The organism is Burkholderia sp. Ac-20345 (genome assembly GCF_017104825.1).
Lineage (GTDB): Bacteria > Pseudomonadota > Gammaproteobacteria > Burkholderiales > Burkholderiaceae > Burkholderia > Burkholderia lata_B.
This window is the reverse complement of the sequence record NZ_JAAGPO010000217.1, coordinates 1-16,648: the sequence shown is the minus strand read 5'-3', so window position 1 is coordinate 16,648 and position 16,648 is coordinate 1. Positions and strand designations below refer to the sequence as shown.

Sequence of the window (16,648 nt, the reverse complement as noted above, 5' to 3'; positions counted from 1 at the left end):
GCCCGGCGAGCATGCGCAGCAACGTCGACTTGCCGCAGCCCGAGCTGCCGAGCAAGGCGAACAGCTCGTTCTTCGCGATCGTCAGGTTCACGTTGTCGACGGCGGTGCTGTCGCCGAATTTCTTCACGACGTTTTCGATGCGGACGAAAGCGTCGTTTTGCGTACGGGCCGCGGGGGCCGGTTGGGTCTGTCGTGCAGCTGCGGAAGAGGGTATCGATTGCATGGGATTCACCATTCGTTCTTCACGGATTGCAGGCGTGAGCGTCCCCGCGCGAGGCGCGCAACGCGACTCACGGACGACGGCTCGTGCCGGATGGAACAGTGCGCGCGGCGCGCGCGGGCGGACGGAGGTCCGCGGATCTCAGGCGGGCAGGCGTCCAGCGATGCCTGCGCCGCCGGAATTCACGGCGATCAGTGGCCGGTCTTCAGTTGGGCCCACAGGCGGTTTTCGAGGCGCAGGATGTCGGCCGGCATCGGCTTCATCAGCACCATCTTCTTCAGCACGTCTTCAGGCGGGTAGACGGTCGGGTCCTGCGCGACGGCCGGCGTGACGAACTGATGCGCGGCCTTGTTCGCGGTCGGGTAGAACACCGTGTTGGTGATCGCCGCGTTGACCTTCGGATCGGACACATAGTTGATCCACTTCAGTGCGGCCTCGGGGTGCGGCGCATCCTTCGGGATCACCATCACGTCGAACCACAGCAGGCCGCCTTCCTTCGGGTTCGAGAACTTGATGTCGTACGAACGCTTCGCTTCGGACGAGCGGCGGTGCGCGATGCCGACGTCGCCCGACCAGCCGACCACGACGCACACGTCGTTGTTCGCGAGGTCGTTGATGTAGCCGGACGAGTTGAACTGGGTGATGTACGGGCGGACTTTCTTCAGGACTTCGAAGGCAGCCTGGTAATCGCCGGGGTTCTTGCTGTTCGGATCCTTGCCCATGTATTGCAGCGTGGCGGCGAACACGTCGACCGCCTGGTCGAGGAACGATACGCCGCAGCCTTTCAGTTTTTCCATGTTGGCCGGGTCGAACACCAGCGCCCAGCTGTCGACCGGCGCCTTGTCGCCGAGTGCCTTCTTCACCGCCTGCGCGTTGTAGCCGATGCCGTCCGTGCCGTAGGCCCAGGGCACGCCGTACTGGTTGCCCGGATCGGCATCCGAGATCATCTTCATCAGCAGCGGGTCGAGGTTTGCGAGGTTCGGCAGCTTCGACTTGTCGAGCTTCTGGTACACGCCGGCCTGGATCTGCTTGGCCATGTAGTTCGACGTCGGCACGACGATGTCGTAGCCCGAACTGCCGGCGAGCAGCTTCGCCTGAAGCGTGTCGTCGCTGTCGTAGTTGTCGTACTTGACGTGGATACCCGTCTGTTTCTGGAAGTTCGGGATCGTGTCCGGTGCGATGTAGTCGGACCAGTTGTAGACGTTCAGCTCATCGGCGGCGTGCGCCGATGGGCTGGCGACCGACGTGAACGCTGCCGTGGCGGCAAGGGCGGCAACAGAACAGGCTTGGCGAAGAAAGCAGGCACGCATGGTGGAATTCCCCTGGTAATGGCGGCGTGCGGCGCTCGCCGCACGCCTGTAGGCAAAACCGTTACGAAATACCCAGTTGCTGGGCGGTTGCATCGACTGCTTTTTTCGCCTTCGATACGAGTTCATCAATTTCCGGCCGCGAGATCACGAGCGGCGGCGACAGCAGCATCCGGTCGCCGGTCGCGCGCATGATCAGGTTGCCGTTGAAGCAGAAGTCGCGGCAGATCGTGCCGACGTCGCCGCCGTTCGCGAAGCGGCGGCGTTCGGCCGGCGCTTCGGCGAGCTGCAGGCTCGCGACGAGGCCGTGGCCATGCACCTCGCCGACGATCGGGTGACGCGCGAAGGTTTCGCGCATCAGGGCCTGGAAGTACGGGCCCGTGTCGTTCTTCACGCGTTCGACGATCCCTTCGTCGCGCAGCAGCTTCAGGTTCGCGACCGCGACGGCCGCCGCGACCGGGTGGCCCGAGTACGTGAGGCCGTGGTTGAATTCGCCGTTGTCGATGATCGGCCGAGCCACGCGCTCGTGAATGCCGACGGCACCCATCGGCACGTAGCCCGACGTGAGGCCCTTCGCCATCGTGATCAGGTCCGGTTCGAAGCCGAAATGCTGGTGTGCGAACCATTCGCCGGTACGGCCGAAGCCGCCGATCACTTCGTCGGCCACCAGCAGGATGTCGTACTTGCGGCAGATCCGCTGGATTTCCGGCCAGTACGTCGACGGCGGGAAGATCACGCCGCCCGCGCCCTGGAACGGCTCGCCGATGAACGCCGCGACGTTCTCCGCGCCGAGTTCGAGGATCTTCGCCTCGAGCTGCTGCGCGCGGGCCAGGCCGAACGCTTCCGGCGTTTCACCGGCCGCCGCTTCGCCGAAGAAATACGGCTGGTCGATGTGCACGATGTGCTCGACCTTCGACGGCATCTGCTCGTGCATGTAGCCCATCCCGCCGAGCGTGCCGCCGGCGATCGTCGAGCCGTGATAGCCGTTCTTGCGCGAGATCACGTATTTCTTCTGCGGCTGACCCTGCACACGCCAGTACTGGTGCACGAGGCGCAGCACGGTGTCGTTGCCTTCCGAGCCGCTGTTGCAATAGAAGAAGTGGTTGAAGCCGGCCGGCGTGACTTCCGCGAGCATCGCGGAAAGCTCGATCACCGGCGGGTGCGTGGTCTTGAAGAACGTGTTGTAGAACGGCAGTTCCTGGATCTGGCGATACGCGGCGTCGGCGAGTTCCTTGCGGCCGTAGCCGACGTTCACGCACCACAGGCCGGCCATCCCGTCGATCACCTTGTTGCCGTCCGAGTCCCACAGGTAGACGCCGTCGGCCTTCACGATCACGCGGCTGCCCGCGCGGTTCAGCGCGCCCATGTCGGAGAACGGGTGGATGTGGTGCGCGGCGTCGAGCGCGCGGTATTCGGCGGTCGTGCGCGCCTGCGTCGCGCGCGGCGCAGCGGCCGTGGCGCTCGGTGCGGCCGGCTGGACCCAGGCAGATTCGTTGCGGTAAGTCATGTTTCCTCCGTGATTCCGTATTCGGTCGGGTGCACGCTCAGACGTGCAGCAGCAGATGGCGGCGTTCCCACGAGCTGATCACGCGGAAGAACGCTTCGTATTCGGTTTCCTTCAGCGCGAAATACGCCTTCAGGAACTTGTGGCCGAGGATCTCGCCGAGCGGCTCGCACGCGGCCATCAGCGTCAGCCCTTCCTCGAGGTTGCGCGGCAGCTGGTACGGCAGGTCGTAGCCGTCGCTGACGAGCGGCTCGGTCGGCTCCAGGCGCTGCGTCATGCCGAGATAGCCGGCCGCGAGCGTCGCGGCGAGCGCGAGGTACGGGTTGCAGTCGACGCCCGGGATGCGGTTCTCGATGCGGCGTGCCGACGGGCCCGAGTGCGGGATGCGGAAGCCGACCGTGCGGTTGTCGTAGCCCCACTGCACGTTGATCGGCGCGGCCATGAAGCGCGACAGGCGGCGATACGAGTTGATGTACGGCGCGAAGATCGGCATCAGTGCCGGCGTGTACTTCTGCAGCCCTGCGAGGTAGTTGTAGAACATCGACGTCGCGCCGCCGGTTTCCTTCGACGTGAACAGGTTCTCGCCCGTTTCCTCGTCGACGATGCTCTGGTGCACGTGCATCGCCGAACCCGGTTCGTCTTCCATCGGCTTGGCCATGAACGTCGCGTACATGTTGTGGCGCAGCGCGGCCTCGCGCACCGTGCGCTTGAACAGGAACACCTGGTCGGCCAGCGACAGCGCGTCGCCGTGCATGAAGTTGATCTCCATCTGCGCGGCGCCGACTTCATGGATCAGCGTGTCGATGTCGAGGTTCTGCGCTTCGCAGTACTCGTAGATGTCCTCGAACAGCGGGTCGAACTCGTTGACGGCCTCGATCGAATACGACTGGCGGCCCGTTTCGGGGCGGCCCGTACGGCCGACCGGCGGACGCAGCGGCAGGTCGGGGTCCTTGTTCATGTCGACCAGGTAGAACTCGAGCTCGGGCGCGACGACGGGCTTCCAGCCCTTTGCCTTGTACAGGTCGAGCACGCGGCGCAGCACGTAGCGCGGCGAGATCTCGACCGGCGAGCCGTCGAAGTGCACGCAGTCGTGGATCACCTGCGCGGTCGGGTCGATGGCCCACGGGATCAGGCGGATCGTCGACGCGTCGGGTACGCACACCATGTCGGGGTCGGTCACGCCGGTCAGCGAGCCGTCTTCCGGATATTCGCCGGTGACGGTCTGCACCATCACGGCCTGCGGCAGGCGCATCGATTCGCCGGACGTGAACTTGTTGCGCGGCGTGATCTTGCCGCGCGCGATGCCGGCCATGTCGGGAATGATCGCTTCGACTTCAGTGATCCGGTGCTGCTTCAGAAAATCTTCGATGTCTTGCATGTCTGTTCTCGTTGGTTTGGGTCGGCGCGCTCAGGCGAGCGCGGCGGCGGCCATGGCGCGCGTGCGGGCAGCGCGGCGGGCGCGGCAGGCATCGCCGAAGGCGCGGAAGATCGCGCTCGACAGCGGGTCCTGCGCATGGCGCCATTCCGGATGCCACTGCACGGCGAGGGCGAAGGCCGGTGCATCGACGACGCTCACGGCTTCGATCAGCCCGTCCGGCGCGACGGCCTCGACGGCGAGGCCGGAGCCGAGCTGCGCGATGCCCTGCTTGTGCAGCGAGTTCACGTGCACTTCGTCGCGGCCGCCGGCGAGCGCGTGCAGCTTGCCGCCGGGCGTCAGGCGCACGACGTGCGCGGGGCCGTACTGCGTGTCCATCGGCGCGTCGTCGTCCTCGCGGTGATCGGCGAAGCCCGGCACTTCATGCACGCGCTGGTGCAGCGTGCCGCCGCAGACGACGTTCAGCTCCTGGAAGCCGCGGCAGACGGCCAGCACGGGCACGCCCGCGGCGATCGCCGCGCGCAGCAGCGGCAGCGTGGTCGCGTCGCGGGCCGGGTCGTGCTTCGTGCCGGGCGCGCTCGGTTCGCCGCCGTACAGGTGCGGCTCGACGTTCGAGTAGCTGCCGGTAAACAGCAGGCCGTCGACCGCGTCGAGTACGTCGTCAACCGACTGGCGCTCGCCGAGCGCGGGCAGCACCATCGCGAACGCTTGCGCGCCGTCGACGATCGCGGCGACGTATTTGTCGCCGACCGTATGCGACGCGTGTGCGCCGATTTGCGTGTGGTCGGCGGTGATGCCGACGAGGGGTTTCCTTCTTTCCATGACGTCAATCAGTTATCCGTAGGGTTGTTGCGGATGTCTTGCCGGATGTGGCGAAACGCCGGCGTGCAACAGCCCCGCAGCCTTGCGCGAGACGCAGGGCCGCTGGTGAATGGGCGCAACGGGATGGCGTGGCGATCCGCGCTGCGCGCGACGATCAGGCCGTCGTTCGTTTCATTGCGAGTCGCGACGCGGCAACGAATGCGCGAACGCGTTCCGTCACCGCACGAAGGATGCGGTTGGCGAATCGGCAGACGAAACGAACGACGTAAAGAAAGGAGAGGCGCTACGGCAGCAGCGACGCCACTTCGTCGGTATCGACGGCGACGAATGCGCGTGCGGATACGGCGTTGTGACGCCGAACGGAACGACGGGACAGGATGGTGTAGATCGACAGATGAAGCAGGCGAGGACTATGCCAGCCGCAACTGCCGTCGTCGGAAGCGGACGCCGCGCTGCGCAAACTTCGCACATCGCCTCGATCCCACCTCACCAGAGGGCCACGGACTCTCACGATTACACTCGACTGGGTTGTTGAAAGTATTGAACACCTGACCGTTTCGACGCGCTGGGCGTTTAAAATAATCAAGGCGCCGGTTACGCGTTATTTACATTGATGGGCATCAATTTTTGCGTTGCAATAACGTTTTTTGCTGCCGATGAATGCTTGATGACGCTAACCTGAGAGCCAGCATATACGAGCCAAAAACGGCGTCAAATGTTTTTTAACAGTGCTGCATCAGGGCTTTCCCGAGCAGTGCGAACAAAAGATTCGCAAACGGAATAATCGACAGGGTGTTCATTATTTCGAACGCCTTTCAGGGTTTTCCCCGCTGATGCACGGCATAAAGTGATTAGAATATTCAACGGCTGTCCACTGCGTCGTTTCACTTTGTCATCGCACTTATCGTGTCCGAAACCGAATCGATGTCCACCGAAGTCGCCGAGCGCCTGCGTTTCGTGCGCAACAAGCATGGCCTGTCGCAGCGTGAACTCGCGAAGCGGGCCGGCGTGACCAACGGCACGATCTCGCTGATCGAACAGGGCCGCGTGAGCCCGTCGGTCGGCTCGCTGAAGAAGCTGCTCGAATGCATCCCGATGAGTCTCGCGGAGTTCTTCACGTTCGAGCTCGTCGAATCGCGCTCGGTCGTGTCGCGTCGCGACGAGATGCCGAACCTCGGCAACGACACGCTCGCGTTTCATCTGGTCGGCGCGAGCATGAAGGACCGCAACATGTGCATCCTGCGCGAGATCTACCAGCCGCAGGCCGATACGGGGCCCGAGATGCTCGTGCACGCGGGGCACGAGGGCGGGGTCGTCGTGTCGGGCCGGCTCGAGCTGACCGTCGACGGCGCGACGTGGCTGCTCGACCCCGGAGACGGCTACTACTTCGAAAGCCGTTTGCCGCACCGTTTTCGCAATCCCAGCGCGGACCTGATCTGCGAGGTCGTCTCGGCCAATTCGCCGGCGACCTTCTGACCTTCCCACCGCGCGTCACTGCATTCGCTGCCGGCCGCCTGCGCGTCACGCGCAGCGGCGTGCCGCATCGCGAATGCCAAAAAACTGAGGCATCCTGATGAACAAGTTGACTTTGGCTGACTGGCAGGACAAGGCGGCGTCGCTCAAGATCGAAGGGCGCGCATTCATCGACGGCGCGTCGCGCGACGCGCATGGCGGCAAGACGTTCGACTGCGTGAGCCCGATCGACGGCCGCGTGCTCGCGAAGGTCGCCGATTGCGGCGAAGCCGACGTGAACGCCGCCGTCGCGGCCGCGCGCCGCGCGTTCGACGCAGGCGTGTGGGCCGGGCTGAACCCGCGTGCGCGCAAGGCCGTGCTGCTGCGCTGGGCCGCGCTGATGCGCGAGCATCTCGACGAGCTGTCGTTGCTCGAGACGCTCGACGCCGGCAAGCCGATCGGCGACACGACGACGGTCGATGTGCCGGGCGCCGCGTACTGCGTCGAATGGTTTGCGGAAGCGATCGACAAGGTCGGCGGCGAGGTCGCGCCGGCCGATCATCATCTCGTCGGTCTCGTCACGCGCGAGCCGGTCGGCGTGGTGGCCGCCGTCGTGCCGTGGAATTTCCCGATCCTGATGGCCGCGTGGAAATTCGGCCCCGCGCTCGCGGCCGGCAACAGCGTCGTGCTGAAGCCGTCGGAGAAATCGCCGCTGACCGCGATCCGTGTTGCGCAGCTCGCGTACGAGGCCGGCATTCCGGCCGGCGTGTTCAACGTCGTGCCGGGCGCGGGCGAGCCCGGCAAGCTGCTCGCACTGCATCGCGACGTCGACTGCATCGCGTTTACGGGCTCGACGGCGGTCGGCAAGCTGATCATGCAGTACGCCGCGCAGTCGAACCTGAAGCGCGCGTGGCTCGAACTCGGCGGCAAGTCGCCGAACATCGTGCTGCCCGATTGTCCCGATCTCGACCGCGCGGCGCAGGCTGCCGCCGGCGCGATCTTCTACAACATGGGCGAGATGTGCACGGCAGGTTCGCGGCTGCTCGTGCATCGCGACATCAAGGATGCGTTCATCGAGAAGCTCGTCGCGGCCGCGCGCGCATATGTGCCCGGCAATCCGCTCGATCCGTCGGTGTCGATGGGTGCGATCGTCGACGGCATCCAGCTCGAGCGCGTGCTCGGCTATATCGAGGCCGGACGCAGCGAAGGCAGGCTCGTCACCGGCGGTGCGCGCGTGAAGGAGGAAACGGGCGGCTTCTACGTGGAGCCGACGGTGTTCGAGGTGAAGCCGGATGCGAAGATCGCACGCGAGGAGATCTTCGGGCCCGTGCTGTCGGTGATCGTGTTCGACGACGTCGACGAGGCCGTGCGGATCGCGAACGATACCGAGTACGGGCTGGCCGCGGCCGTGTGGACGTCGAACCTGACGACCGCGCACGACGTGTCGCGCCGGCTGCGTGCGGGCACCGTGTGGGTGAACTGCTACGACGAGGGCGGCGACATGAACTTCCCGTTCGGCGGCTACAAGCAGTCGGGCAACGGCCGCGACAAGTCGCTGCACGCGCTCGAGAAGTACACCGAGTTGAAGTCGACGCTGATCCGGCTGCGCTGACGCGATACCGGGTGCGGGCGCACCGCTATATCAGGCGGTGCGCCCGCGGCGTGCGTGCGTCAAGCGGAGCGCAGCGCGGGGTGGAAGCCGGCGGCTTCGATGATCGACTGCACGCGCTCGGCGCCTTGCGCCGATTCGACCTTGACGATCTTCGCCGCGACGTCGATGTCGAGCTTCGCGGCGGGATCGGCGGCGGTTACCGCGCGCGTGATTGCATTGGCACAGCCGCCGCAAGTCATGTCCTGGACTTCGAATTCCATCGTGTTCTCCTGAGTTGACGATTGACAAGCATCGACAGCATGAAGCTTGCCACGGTGGGAAGGTCAAGCGTACGCGTGTCGCCGGGAATCGGTGTCGCGGCTTCGATGTGGTGACAGCATGTTGTAAAGGTGAAGTCTGATGAATGTCGATCGGGCCTTTGACGTCATTCGGAACTTGTCCTGATTGACGGCGAAGCGTTTCGGGCTGAGCAGGGCGGATGCCTTGCCGGGCAACGCGCGACGGCAATCCATGAAGCACGATCACCATATTGAGAGTAAGGGTACGCGAGGTGAAAATGCGAATCGCTCTTAGTATCAATCCTCTCTGATATTTCAATTCGTTACCTACATGAACCGTTTCGCTTTCGGCTTCGCGCTGGCCCTGCTGGGCGCGTCGGCAACGTCCGCATTCGCGGCCGACGATGTCGTCAACCTGACCCTGAAGGACCACAAGTTTTCGCCGGACGGCGTAACGATCCCGGCCGGCAAGAAGGTGAAGTTCATCGTGAAGAACCTCGACGCGACGCCTGCCGAATTCGAGAGCGACGACTTCAAGGCGGAGAAGGTCGTGCCCGCCGGCAAGTCGGTGGAAATCCTGGTCGGGCCGCTGAAGGCCGGCACGTACGAATTCCACGACGAGTACCACGAAGCGCAGTCGAAGACGCACCTGACCGTCAAGTAAGCCTATATCGCCATGTTGTCTACTGCCCTGATCGTCTTTCGTGAAGTGCTCGAGGCCGCGCTGGTGGTGTCGATCGTGATGGCCGCCACGAAGGGCGTGCCGCGGCGCGGCTGGTGGGTCGGCGGCGGGCTGGTTGGCGGCGTGATCGGCGCCGGCCTGATCGCGGCGTTCGCCGACGTGATTTCGCAGTGGGCGTCCGGCATGGGGCAGGAGGTCTTCAACGCGGGCGTGATGTTCGTCGCGACGCTGATGCTCGCGTGGCACAGCATCTGGATGAGCCGGCACGGTCGCGAGATGGCGATGCAGATGACAGCGGTCGGACGTGCCGTCGCGGCCGGCAGCAAACCGCTGACGGGGCTGGCGATCGTGGTCGGCGTCGCGGTGCTGCGCGAAGGCTCCGAGGCCGTGCTGTTCCTGTACGGCATCGCGGCGGGCGATCCGGGGCAGACGCCGCAGATGATCGTCGGCGGGCTGCTCGGCGTGCTGGGCGGCGCAGGGCTCGGCTACGGGATGTATGCGGGCCTGCTGCAGATTCCGCTGAAGCGCCTGTTCTCCGTTACCAACTGGCTGATCGTGCTGCTCGCGGCGGGGATGGCCAGCCAGTGCGTCGGCTTCCTGCTCGCGGCCGGCCTCGTGCCGTCGTGGGGCGATGCGATCTGGGATACGTCGTGGCTGCTCAAGGAAACCAGCATCGTCGGCAAGGCGCTGCATACGCTGATCGGCTATACCGCGCGCCCGGCGGGCATCCAGATCGTCGCGTACCTCGCGACGCTGGCCGCGATCGTCGGGCTGTCACGGCTCGTCGGCCGGCCGCAGCCGGCAGTGCGGCCGCCACGGCCCGCGGCCTGAGTTGTCCGGGTTCGAATAAAAAAGGGGCGTCCATGACGCCCCTTTTTTCATGTGCGGTGTGCGGCCGGCACGTGCGCGGCGTCGGCGACAACGCGCCGGTTGGGCGCGCCGCGCCCGGTCAGCTGTGGCTGTCGATCCAGGCGCGGGCCCATTCGAGCCCCGCGTCGCGCGCGTCGTCCTCGGTGTCGAACACGCCGAGCACGCCGGATGCCTCGACCAGCTTGTTGTTCTGCGTGATCGTGCCGCTCCCGGCAAAGCGCTCGGGTTGCAGGATCTCGTCCTGCTGCAGGATCGCGTGGCCCCAGATCTGGTAGCCGTGGTAGGTTTGCGCTTCCATTATCGAGTCACCTCCGCAGAGCGGCCGTGCGTGCCGACCTGCAGCACGTTGCCGTCCGGTGTGTATTGCCGCGGGATGTTGGAGTAGCTGGGCGCGTGTTGCGCATCGGGCGCTGCCGGCTGCATCACCGTCAGGCGGCCCGGTGCGGGCTGCGCGACGGGGCGCGGAGCGGCCGGTGCCTCGGCCGCGGCGGCGGGCGGACGATGCGAACCGGCTTTCACCGCTTGCGCGACGCGACGCTTGTGCGGCTTCACCGCGGCTTTCGGTGTGGCATTTGCGTGCTTCTCCGCGCTCTTGCCGGTGCGCGCATCGGCGCCGGTGTGTGCGGCGGGGGTACGGGCTTCCGGCGCATGGGCTGCCGGCTTCCGTGCCTCGGGCGGGTTCCAGACCTCGACGTAATGCTCGGCGGCCCAGCCCGTCGACGCGAACGTCAGCGCCAGCAAACCGCATCCAATCAGTCTTACCATTGTCTCTCCGTCATATTCCTTGCGGCCCGCGTTCGGCCGGCGGTGCATGCGCATTCGGGGCAGCGGCTCAGGAGAACACCTCGAGCCCGTGCTTCTCGACGATCTGGAGCATCCGGGCCGCGATGCCGCTCGGCCGCTTGTCGCCCTGTTCCCATTGGCGGATCGTCGACGCCGTCGTGTTCAGGTAGAGCGCGAACACGCTCTGGCTGACGTTGACGGATTTTCGGATGCGGGCGATCGCTTCCGGATCGAACTGCGGGGCGGCCTCGATGCAGAGATCGTCGTATTCGCGCATCGTCTTCTTGTCGATCAGCTTGGCGCGATAGAGGCCCGACGCGGCGCTGTGGATCGCCTCCGTCGCATCGCTCTTGAATCGACTCTTAGCCATTGCAAATCTCCACAAGCTCTTTCAGTGCGATCAGCGTCGCGATCTCGGTGTCGCTGCGGCGCCCGATATCCGCGGCGAGCTTTCTGAAGGCGCGCAGCTCGCGTTCGTCGATGTCGTCCCGATCGCGTTTCGCGAACAGGAACACGAACACCCACGCCCGCCCGACCTTGCTCAGCACGATGCCGCGCTGCCGATTGCCGTCCAGGCGCTTTTTCCAGACGTTGCCGCCGAGCTCGATGCCCTGGCCGCGCGCCAGTTCCTGCGCAGCGCGGCAGAGTTCGGCATCGGCGATACCTGATTTTCTCGCTGCCTTGTGAAACCACTTCGTCTTGAAGACGCGTCGTACGGAAGCAGGCATGTCGGGCCGGTCGAGTTAGCACAGGATTATATACCACTACGTGGTAGCTATTTCGACCTGGCCGAATGGCCTGCTTCACGCCGGTACGCACCCGGGACGGCCCGGCAGAGGCCATCCCGGCGGCCAGCCTTACTCCACCGTCACCGACTTCGCGAGATTCCGCGGCTTGTCGACGTCGGTGCCGCGTGCGCATGCGGTGTGATACGCGAGCATCTGCAGCGGCACGACGTGCAGGATCGGCGACAGTTGCCCGTAGTGCTCCGGCATCCGGATCACGTGCAGGCCGTCGTCGTTGACGATCTGCGTGTCGGCATCGGCGAACACGTACAGCTCGCCGCCGCGCGCACGCACCTCCTGCATGTTCGACTTCAGCTTCTCGAGCAGCGTGTCGTTCGGCGCGACCGTGACGACCGGCATCGCTTCCGTGACGAGCGCGAGCGGCCCGTGCTTCAGTTCGCCGGCCGGATAGGCCTCGGCGTGGATGTACGAGATTTCCTTCAGCTTCAGCGCGCCTTCGAGTGCGATCGGGTAGTGCAGCCCGCGGCCGAGGAACAGCGCATTTTCCTTGCGCGCGAACTCCTCCGACCACGCGATGATCTGCGGCTCCAGCGCGAGTACGCTGTTCAGCGCGGCCGGCAGGTGGCGCAACTGCTTCAGGAACTCGGCTTCCTGGGCGGCGTCGACATGCCCGCGCAGCTTGCCGAGCGTGGCCGCCAGCACGAACAGCGCGACGAGCTGCGTCGTGAACGCCTTCGTCGACGCGACGCCGATCTCGGTGCCCGCGTGCGTCAGGAACTGCATTTCGGTGAGGCGCACCATCGCGCTCGTCGCGACGTTGCAGACGGCCAGCGTGTGCGCATGACCGAGCGACTGCGCGTGCTTGAGCGCCGCGAGCGTATCGGCCGTCTCGCCCGACTGCGAGATCACCAGCACGAGCTGGCGCGGGTTCGGCACCGATTCGCGGTAGCGGTATTCGCTCGCGATCTCGACCTGCGTCGGGATCTTCGCGATCGATTCGAGCCAGTACTTCGCGGTCAGGCCCGAGTAGTAGCTCGTACCGCACGCGAGGATCAGCAGGCTGTCGATTTCCGCGAACGCGGCGGGCGCGGCGTCGCCGAACAGCGTCGCGTCGAACGCGTCCGTCTGCGGCACGGTGTCGCTGATCGCGCGCGGCTGCTCGAAGATTTCCTTCTGCATGAAGTGGCGATACGGCCCGAGTTCGACTGCGCCGCCGTATGCGCTGACCACGCGGATCTCGCGCTGCACGGTGGCGCCGTGGCGGTCGACGATCTTCACGCCGTCGAGCGACAGCTCGCACACGTCGCCTTCCTCGAGGAACGTGAAGTGGTCGGTGCTGCCCGCGAGTGCGAGTGCGTCGGACGCGAGGAAGTTCTCGCCGTCGCCGTGGCCGACCACGAGCGGCGAACCCTGGCGCGCGCCGACGACGGTGTGCGGCTGGTCCTTGTGGATCACGGCGATCGCATACGCGCCGTGCAACTGCCCCACCGCTTCGCGCACCGCATCGAACAGGTTGCCGCGATACAGGCTGTGCACGAGGTGGGCGATCACTTCGGTGTCGGTCTGCGACACGAATTCGTAGCCCTTCGCGCGCAGCGCTTCGCGCAGCGATTCGAAGTTCTCGATGATGCCGTTGTGAACGAGCGCGAGCGCGTCCGACGAGAAGATCGGGTGCGCGTTGTGCGTGACGGGCGCGCCGTGCGTTGCCCAGCGCGTGTGCGCGACGCCCGTCGTGCCTTCGAGGTGCGACTCGCGCACCTGCGTGTCGAGGTCGGCGACGCGTGCGACGCTGCGCGCGCGCTTCGGTGCGTCCGGCTCGAGCACGGCGACGCCGCACGAGTCGTAGCCACGGTATTCGAGGCGCCGCAAACCTTCGATCAGCACCGGAACGATATTACGCTGCGCAACTGCGCCGACAATGCCGCACATGAAATCTACCTTCTATATGGAAGCGGGCGCCGTATGGCACCCGCGTGATGTTAAGTTTTCTTCTTGACCGGGCGGACGTAGCCGCTCTTCGCGGTCTGGGTCTTCTCGTTCAACGCGAGCAGGCCGTCGGCCACGTCCTTCCAGATCGTCGTGCCGGCGGCGATCGTCACGCCGCGGCCGACGCGCACCGGCGCGACGAGCTGCGTGTCGGAGCCGACGAACACGTCGTCCTCGATCACGGTGCGGAACTTGTTCGCGCCGTCGTAGTTGCAGGTGATCGTGCCCGCGCCGATGTTCACGCGCGCGCCGATGTCGGCGTCGCCGATGTACGAGAGGTGGTTCGCCTTCGAGCCGTGGCCGATCACCGCGTTCTTCACCTCGACGAAGTTGCCGACGTGCGCTTCGTCCGCGAGCTGCGCGCCGGGGCGCAGCCGCGCGTACGGGCCGATCACGGTGTGCGCGCCGAGTTCGGCGCCGTCGATGTGCGTGAACGCGTCGATGCGCGTGCCTGCGCCGACCGACGCGTTGCGGATCACGCAGTTCGCGCCGATCGTCACGTTGTCGGCGAGCGTCACGTTGCCTTCGAACACGCAGTTCACGTCGATCGACACGTCGCGGCCGCAGCGCAGCGTACCGCGCACGTCGAGGCGCGCCGGATCGGCGAGCGTGACACCGTCGGCGAGCAGTGCATCGGCGATGTTGCGCTGGTGGATGCGCTCGAGCTCGGCGAGCTGCGCCTTGCTGTTCACGCCGAGCGTTTCCCATTCCTCGTCGGGCTGCGCGGTGACGACCTCGAAACCGGCCTCGATCGCGAGTTCGACGACGTCGGTCAGGTAGTACTCGCCCTGCGCGTTCTCGTTCTTCAGCGCGCCGAGCCACATCGACAGCTGGGCCGTGGGCGTGACGATGATGCCGGTGTTGATCTCGGCGATCTTCAGCTCGTCCGGCGACGCGTCCTTCTGCTCGACGATGCGCGTGACGAAACCGGACGCGTCGCGCACGATGCGGCCGTAACCGGTCGGATCGTCGAGCGTGACGGTCAGAATCCCGTAGCGGCCTTCGCGCGCGGCGTCGACGAGGCGCTGCAGCGTCGATTCGCGGGTGAGCGGCACGTCGCCGTACAGCACGAGCGTCGGTTGCGCGGGATCGAGGAGCGGCAATGCCTGGCGCACCGCGTGGCCGGTGCCGAGTTGCTCGGCCTGCACCGCGAACTGAACGTCGGGCGCGGCGACGGCGGCCTGGACCTGCTCGGCGCCATGACCGACGACGACGACGAGCCGGGACGGCTGCAGCGTGCGCGCGGTGTCGATGACGTGGGAGAGGAGCGGCCTGCCGGCCAGGGGATGAAGCACTTTCGGCAGCGCGGAACGCATGCGCTTGCCGGTGCCTGCCGCCAAAATCACGATATTCATGGCGCCAGCTTGTCAGAAGAGTTCGAAGCCGTCCATTTTAGCATGCGGCCTCCGCCGTTCCGGGCCTGCTGCGGCGTGGCTGCAACGCCGGAACGGGCGGCTGGCGCGCCGTTCCGGCCGGGGTTCCGGCCCCGCTTACAGGTCGTCGAACTGGACGATCGAGATCGGCCGGGCGCCACCCGGCGCCGCGGTGTCGTCGCCCGACGCGCACGGTTCCTCGTCGAACGCGATGTCCCCCTGCGGATCGGCAACGCCGGTCGCGCGCAGCGACTGGAACGGGTACAGCGTCGTGTCCATCAGGTGCGACGGCACGACCTTCGCGAGCGCGTTGAACATGTTCTCGACGCGGCCCGGGAAGCGCTTGTCCCAGTCGCGGATCAGCGCCTTCATTTCCGCGCGCTTCAGGTTCGGCTGGCTGCCGCACAGGTTGCACGGGATGATCGGGAATTCGCGCAGTTCCGCGTATTTCTCGAGATCGGTTTCCTTCACGTACGCGAGCGGGCGGATCACGATGTTCTTGCCGTCGTCCGACTGCAGCTTCGGCGGCATCCCCTTCAGCTTGCCGCCGTAGAACATGTTGAGCAGCAGCGTCTGCACGATGTCGTCGCGGTGGTGGCCGAGCGCGATCTTGGTCGCGCCGAGCTCGCCGGCCACGCGGTACAGGATCCCGCGGCGCAGCCGCGAGCACAGCGAGCAGGTCGTCTTGCCTTCGGGCACGAGCCGCTTGACGATGCTGTAGGTGTCCTGGTTCTCGATGTGGAACGGCACGCCGACCTGCTTCAGGTATTCCGGCAGCACGTGCTCGGGGAAGCCCGGCTGCTTCTGGTCGAGGTTCACCGCGACGATGTCGAAATCGATCGGCGCGCGCTCGCGCAGGCGCAGCAGCACGTCGAGCATCGCATAGCTGTCCTTGCCGCCCGACAGGCACACCATCACCTTGTCGCCTTGCTCGATCATGTTGAAGTCGCCGATCGCCTGGCCGACCTGGCGCACGATCCGCTTGAACAGCTTGTTGTTCTCGTACGCGTCCTTCTGTTCGCGGCGCGTCAGCACCGGGCGGCCGGCCGGGGCGGCGGTCGCGTCGAGGGTGGCGGCATCGGCCGCCGTGTCATTCATGTGGGGGGCGTTCATGCGCGCTCCTCGTCCTTGATGCGAAAGACTTCGACGCCGACGGCGTCGCAGTCCGGATAAGCGTCCGGTTTCTCGGTACAGACGCGTACCGCGCGCACGGCATCGTGCGCCAGCAGGCGCGCGGCGATCGCGTCGCACAGCGTTTCCTGCAGGTGGATGTGGCCGCGCGCCAGGCATTGCGTGACGCTCTGCTTCATCAGATCGTAGTCGACGATTTCATGCAGCCGGTCGTCGACGGGGGTGGACAGCGCGAGCGGCACGAACAGGTCGACATTGATGACGACGCGCTGCTCGCCGCGCTTCTCGTGTTCGAAGGCACCGATGTTGATGTGCACTTCGTAGTCGCGCAGGTAGAGCCTGCGGCAGTCCGCGAGGCGGGGGTGCAGGAGAGCGGAAAACATGGTCGGTTGGATCGGTGAGTCGTCGGGGGTGGCGCGGCGTTGCGCGGACGCAAGCTTAAGTGATTGACCGCAAAAGGTAAAACAGGTATGCTTTCCCGCTTTTCGTCGGTAGGCTTCCGTTGTG

At 65.8% G+C, this 16,648-nt stretch carries 19 protein-coding genes; 4 read left to right on the top strand and 15 right to left on the bottom strand.

Features of this window, described 5'->3' with window-relative positions; translation table 11 throughout:
• The 6 genes from G3O06_RS40680 to G3O06_RS49395 all read right to left on the bottom strand — a co-directional run.
• On the bottom strand, positions 1–223 hold a 223-nt coding region (locus G3O06_RS40680), incomplete at its 3' end, for an ATP-binding cassette domain-containing protein (protein WP_205819468.1).
• 188 nt (positions 224–411) lie between these two features.
• Positions 412–1,530, bottom strand: coding sequence for a polyamine ABC transporter substrate-binding protein (locus G3O06_RS40675; protein WP_174917142.1), 1,119 nt, complete (start codon positions 1,528–1,530; stop codon positions 412–414).
• 61 nt (positions 1,531–1,591) lie between these two features.
• On the bottom strand, positions 1,592–3,034 hold the full coding sequence (locus G3O06_RS40670) for an aspartate aminotransferase family protein (RefSeq protein WP_089457055.1): 1,443 nt from the start codon (positions 3,032–3,034) through the stop codon (positions 1,592–1,594).
• Positions 3,035–3,071: 37 nt separating this feature from the next.
• The gene (locus G3O06_RS40665) at positions 3,072–4,409 is read right to left on the bottom strand and encodes a glutamine synthetase family protein (protein WP_174974441.1); all 1,338 of its coding nucleotides are present in this window, start codon (positions 4,407–4,409) and stop codon (positions 3,072–3,074) included.
• Positions 4,410–4,439: 30 nt separating this feature from the next.
• Entirely contained in the window at positions 4,440–5,228 is a 789-nt protein-coding gene (locus G3O06_RS40660; protein ID WP_205819467.1) for a gamma-glutamyl-gamma-aminobutyrate hydrolase family protein, read from the bottom strand.
• 283 nt (positions 5,229–5,511) lie between these two features.
• Complete coding sequence (locus G3O06_RS49395; protein WP_043184603.1) at positions 5,512–5,697, bottom strand: hypothetical protein; 186 nt, start codon at positions 5,695–5,697, stop codon at positions 5,512–5,514.
• 455 nt (positions 5,698–6,152) lie between these two features.
• Here G3O06_RS49395 and G3O06_RS40655 point away from each other — a divergent pair, with 455 nt between their 5' ends.
• Together G3O06_RS40655 and G3O06_RS40650 are read left to right on the top strand one after the other, a co-directional pair.
• Positions 6,153–6,704 (top strand): cupin domain-containing protein, encoded by a 552-nt coding sequence (locus tag G3O06_RS40655; RefSeq protein ID WP_089426670.1) that lies wholly within the window; start codon positions 6,153–6,155, stop codon positions 6,702–6,704.
• Between the two features lie 97 nt (positions 6,705–6,801).
• Positions 6,802–8,292, top strand: a complete 1,491-nt coding sequence (locus G3O06_RS40650) for an aldehyde dehydrogenase (protein ID WP_174974436.1) — start codon at positions 6,802–6,804, stop codon at positions 8,290–8,292.
• 59 nt (positions 8,293–8,351) lie between these two features.
• Here G3O06_RS40650 and G3O06_RS40645 read toward each other — a convergent pair whose 3' ends face one another.
• Positions 8,352–8,552, bottom strand: coding sequence for a heavy-metal-associated domain-containing protein (locus tag G3O06_RS40645; protein WP_059695248.1), 201 nt, complete (start codon positions 8,550–8,552; stop codon positions 8,352–8,354).
• Positions 8,553–8,901: 349 nt separating this feature from the next.
• On the opposite strand from G3O06_RS40645, the gene G3O06_RS40640 reads away from it, so the two are divergent.
• Both G3O06_RS40640 and G3O06_RS40635 read left to right on the top strand, forming a co-directional pair.
• On the top strand, positions 8,902–9,234 hold the full coding sequence (locus G3O06_RS40640; protein WP_174917147.1) for a cupredoxin domain-containing protein: 333 nt from the start codon (positions 8,902–8,904) through the stop codon (positions 9,232–9,234).
• A 12-nt stretch (positions 9,235–9,246) separates the two neighbouring features.
• On the top strand, positions 9,247–10,083 hold the full coding sequence (locus G3O06_RS40635; RefSeq protein ID WP_174974434.1) for an FTR1 family protein: 837 nt from the start codon (positions 9,247–9,249) through the stop codon (positions 10,081–10,083).
• Between the two features lie 118 nt (positions 10,084–10,201).
• Here G3O06_RS40635 and G3O06_RS40630 read toward each other — a convergent pair whose 3' ends face one another.
• The 8 genes from G3O06_RS40630 to G3O06_RS40595 form a co-directional block, all read right to left on the bottom strand.
• On the bottom strand, positions 10,202–10,420 hold the full coding sequence (locus tag G3O06_RS40630) for a hypothetical protein (RefSeq protein ID WP_174917149.1): 219 nt from the start codon (positions 10,418–10,420) through the stop codon (positions 10,202–10,204).
• Positions 10,420–10,887 (bottom strand): hypothetical protein, encoded by a 468-nt coding sequence (locus G3O06_RS40625; protein ID WP_205819466.1) that lies wholly within the window; start codon positions 10,885–10,887, stop codon positions 10,420–10,422. The genes G3O06_RS40630 and G3O06_RS40625 overlap by 1 nt, the downstream gene beginning before the upstream one ends.
• Before the next feature lie 67 nt (positions 10,888–10,954).
• A complete protein-coding gene (locus tag G3O06_RS40620; RefSeq protein WP_011353433.1) occupies positions 10,955–11,275 on the bottom strand; it encodes a DNA-binding transcriptional regulator in 321 nt (106 codons plus the stop codon).
• The gene (locus G3O06_RS40615) at positions 11,268–11,633 is read right to left on the bottom strand and encodes a type II toxin-antitoxin system RelE/ParE family toxin (protein WP_205819465.1); all 366 of its coding nucleotides are present in this window, start codon (positions 11,631–11,633) and stop codon (positions 11,268–11,270) included. Before G3O06_RS40615 ends, G3O06_RS40620 begins: the two co-directional genes overlap by 8 nt.
• A 129-nt stretch (positions 11,634–11,762) precedes the next feature.
• A complete protein-coding gene (gene glmS, locus G3O06_RS40610) occupies positions 11,763–13,580 on the bottom strand; it encodes a glutamine--fructose-6-phosphate transaminase (isomerizing) (protein ID WP_175001015.1) in 1,818 nt (605 codons plus the stop codon).
• 50 nt (positions 13,581–13,630) lie between these two features.
• Positions 13,631–14,992, bottom strand: coding sequence for a bifunctional UDP-N-acetylglucosamine diphosphorylase/glucosamine-1-phosphate N-acetyltransferase GlmU (gene glmU / locus G3O06_RS40605; protein WP_205819464.1), 1,362 nt, complete (start codon positions 14,990–14,992; stop codon positions 13,631–13,633).
• A gap of 135 nt (positions 14,993–15,127) precedes the next feature.
• Positions 15,128–16,123, bottom strand: coding sequence for a tRNA 2-thiocytidine(32) synthetase TtcA (ttcA, locus tag G3O06_RS40600; RefSeq protein WP_174985421.1), 996 nt, complete (start codon positions 16,121–16,123; stop codon positions 15,128–15,130).
• Entirely contained in the window at positions 16,120–16,524 is a 405-nt protein-coding gene (locus G3O06_RS40595) for a dihydroneopterin aldolase (protein ID WP_043186999.1), read from the bottom strand. The genes ttcA and G3O06_RS40595 overlap by 4 nt, the downstream gene beginning before the upstream one ends.
• Between the last annotated feature and the right edge of the window lie 124 nt (positions 16,525–16,648).

Coding starts and splice junctions, on each gene's coding strand:
- G3O06_RS40670 (WP_089457055.1), bottom strand. CDS start 3,034: ATGACTTACCGCAACGAATCTGCCTGGGTCCAGCCGGCCGCACCGAGC.
- G3O06_RS40620 (WP_011353433.1), bottom strand. CDS start 11,275: ATGGCTAAGAGTCGATTCAAGAGCGATGCGACGGAGGCGATCCACAGC.
- G3O06_RS40615 (WP_205819465.1), bottom strand. CDS start 11,633: ATGCCTGCTTCCGTACGACGCGTCTTCAAGACGAAGTGGTTTCACAAG.
- G3O06_RS40650 (WP_174974436.1), top strand. CDS start 6,802: ATGAACAAGTTGACTTTGGCTGACTGGCAGGACAAGGCGGCGTCGCTC.
- G3O06_RS40595 (WP_043186999.1), bottom strand. CDS start 16,524: ATGTTTTCCGCTCTCCTGCACCCCCGCCTCGCGGACTGCCGCAGGCTC.
- glmS (WP_175001015.1), bottom strand. CDS start 13,580: ATGTGCGGCATTGTCGGCGCAGTTGCGCAGCGTAATATCGTTCCGGTG.
- G3O06_RS40635 (WP_174974434.1), top strand. CDS start 9,247: ATGTTGTCTACTGCCCTGATCGTCTTTCGTGAAGTGCTCGAGGCCGCG.
- G3O06_RS40665 (WP_174974441.1), bottom strand. CDS start 4,409: ATGCAAGACATCGAAGATTTTCTGAAGCAGCACCGGATCACTGAAGTC.
- G3O06_RS40640 (WP_174917147.1), top strand. CDS start 8,902: ATGAACCGTTTCGCTTTCGGCTTCGCGCTGGCCCTGCTGGGCGCGTCG.
- G3O06_RS40630 (WP_174917149.1), bottom strand. CDS start 10,420: ATGGAAGCGCAAACCTACCACGGCTACCAGATCTGGGGCCACGCGATC.
- G3O06_RS40655 (WP_089426670.1), top strand. CDS start 6,153: ATGTCCACCGAAGTCGCCGAGCGCCTGCGTTTCGTGCGCAACAAGCAT.
- G3O06_RS40625 (WP_205819466.1), bottom strand. CDS start 10,887: ATGGTAAGACTGATTGGATGCGGTTTGCTGGCGCTGACGTTCGCGTCG.
- G3O06_RS40645 (WP_059695248.1), bottom strand. CDS start 8,552: ATGGAATTCGAAGTCCAGGACATGACTTGCGGCGGCTGTGCCAATGCA.
- ttcA (WP_174985421.1), bottom strand. CDS start 16,123: ATGAACGCCCCCCACATGAATGACACGGCGGCCGATGCCGCCACCCTC.
- glmU (WP_205819464.1), bottom strand. CDS start 14,992: ATGAATATCGTGATTTTGGCGGCAGGCACCGGCAAGCGCATGCGTTCC.
- G3O06_RS40660 (WP_205819467.1), bottom strand. CDS start 5,228: ATGGAAAGAAGGAAACCCCTCGTCGGCATCACCGCCGACCACACGCAA.
- G3O06_RS40675 (WP_174917142.1), bottom strand. CDS start 1,530: ATGCGTGCCTGCTTTCTTCGCCAAGCCTGTTCTGTTGCCGCCCTTGCC.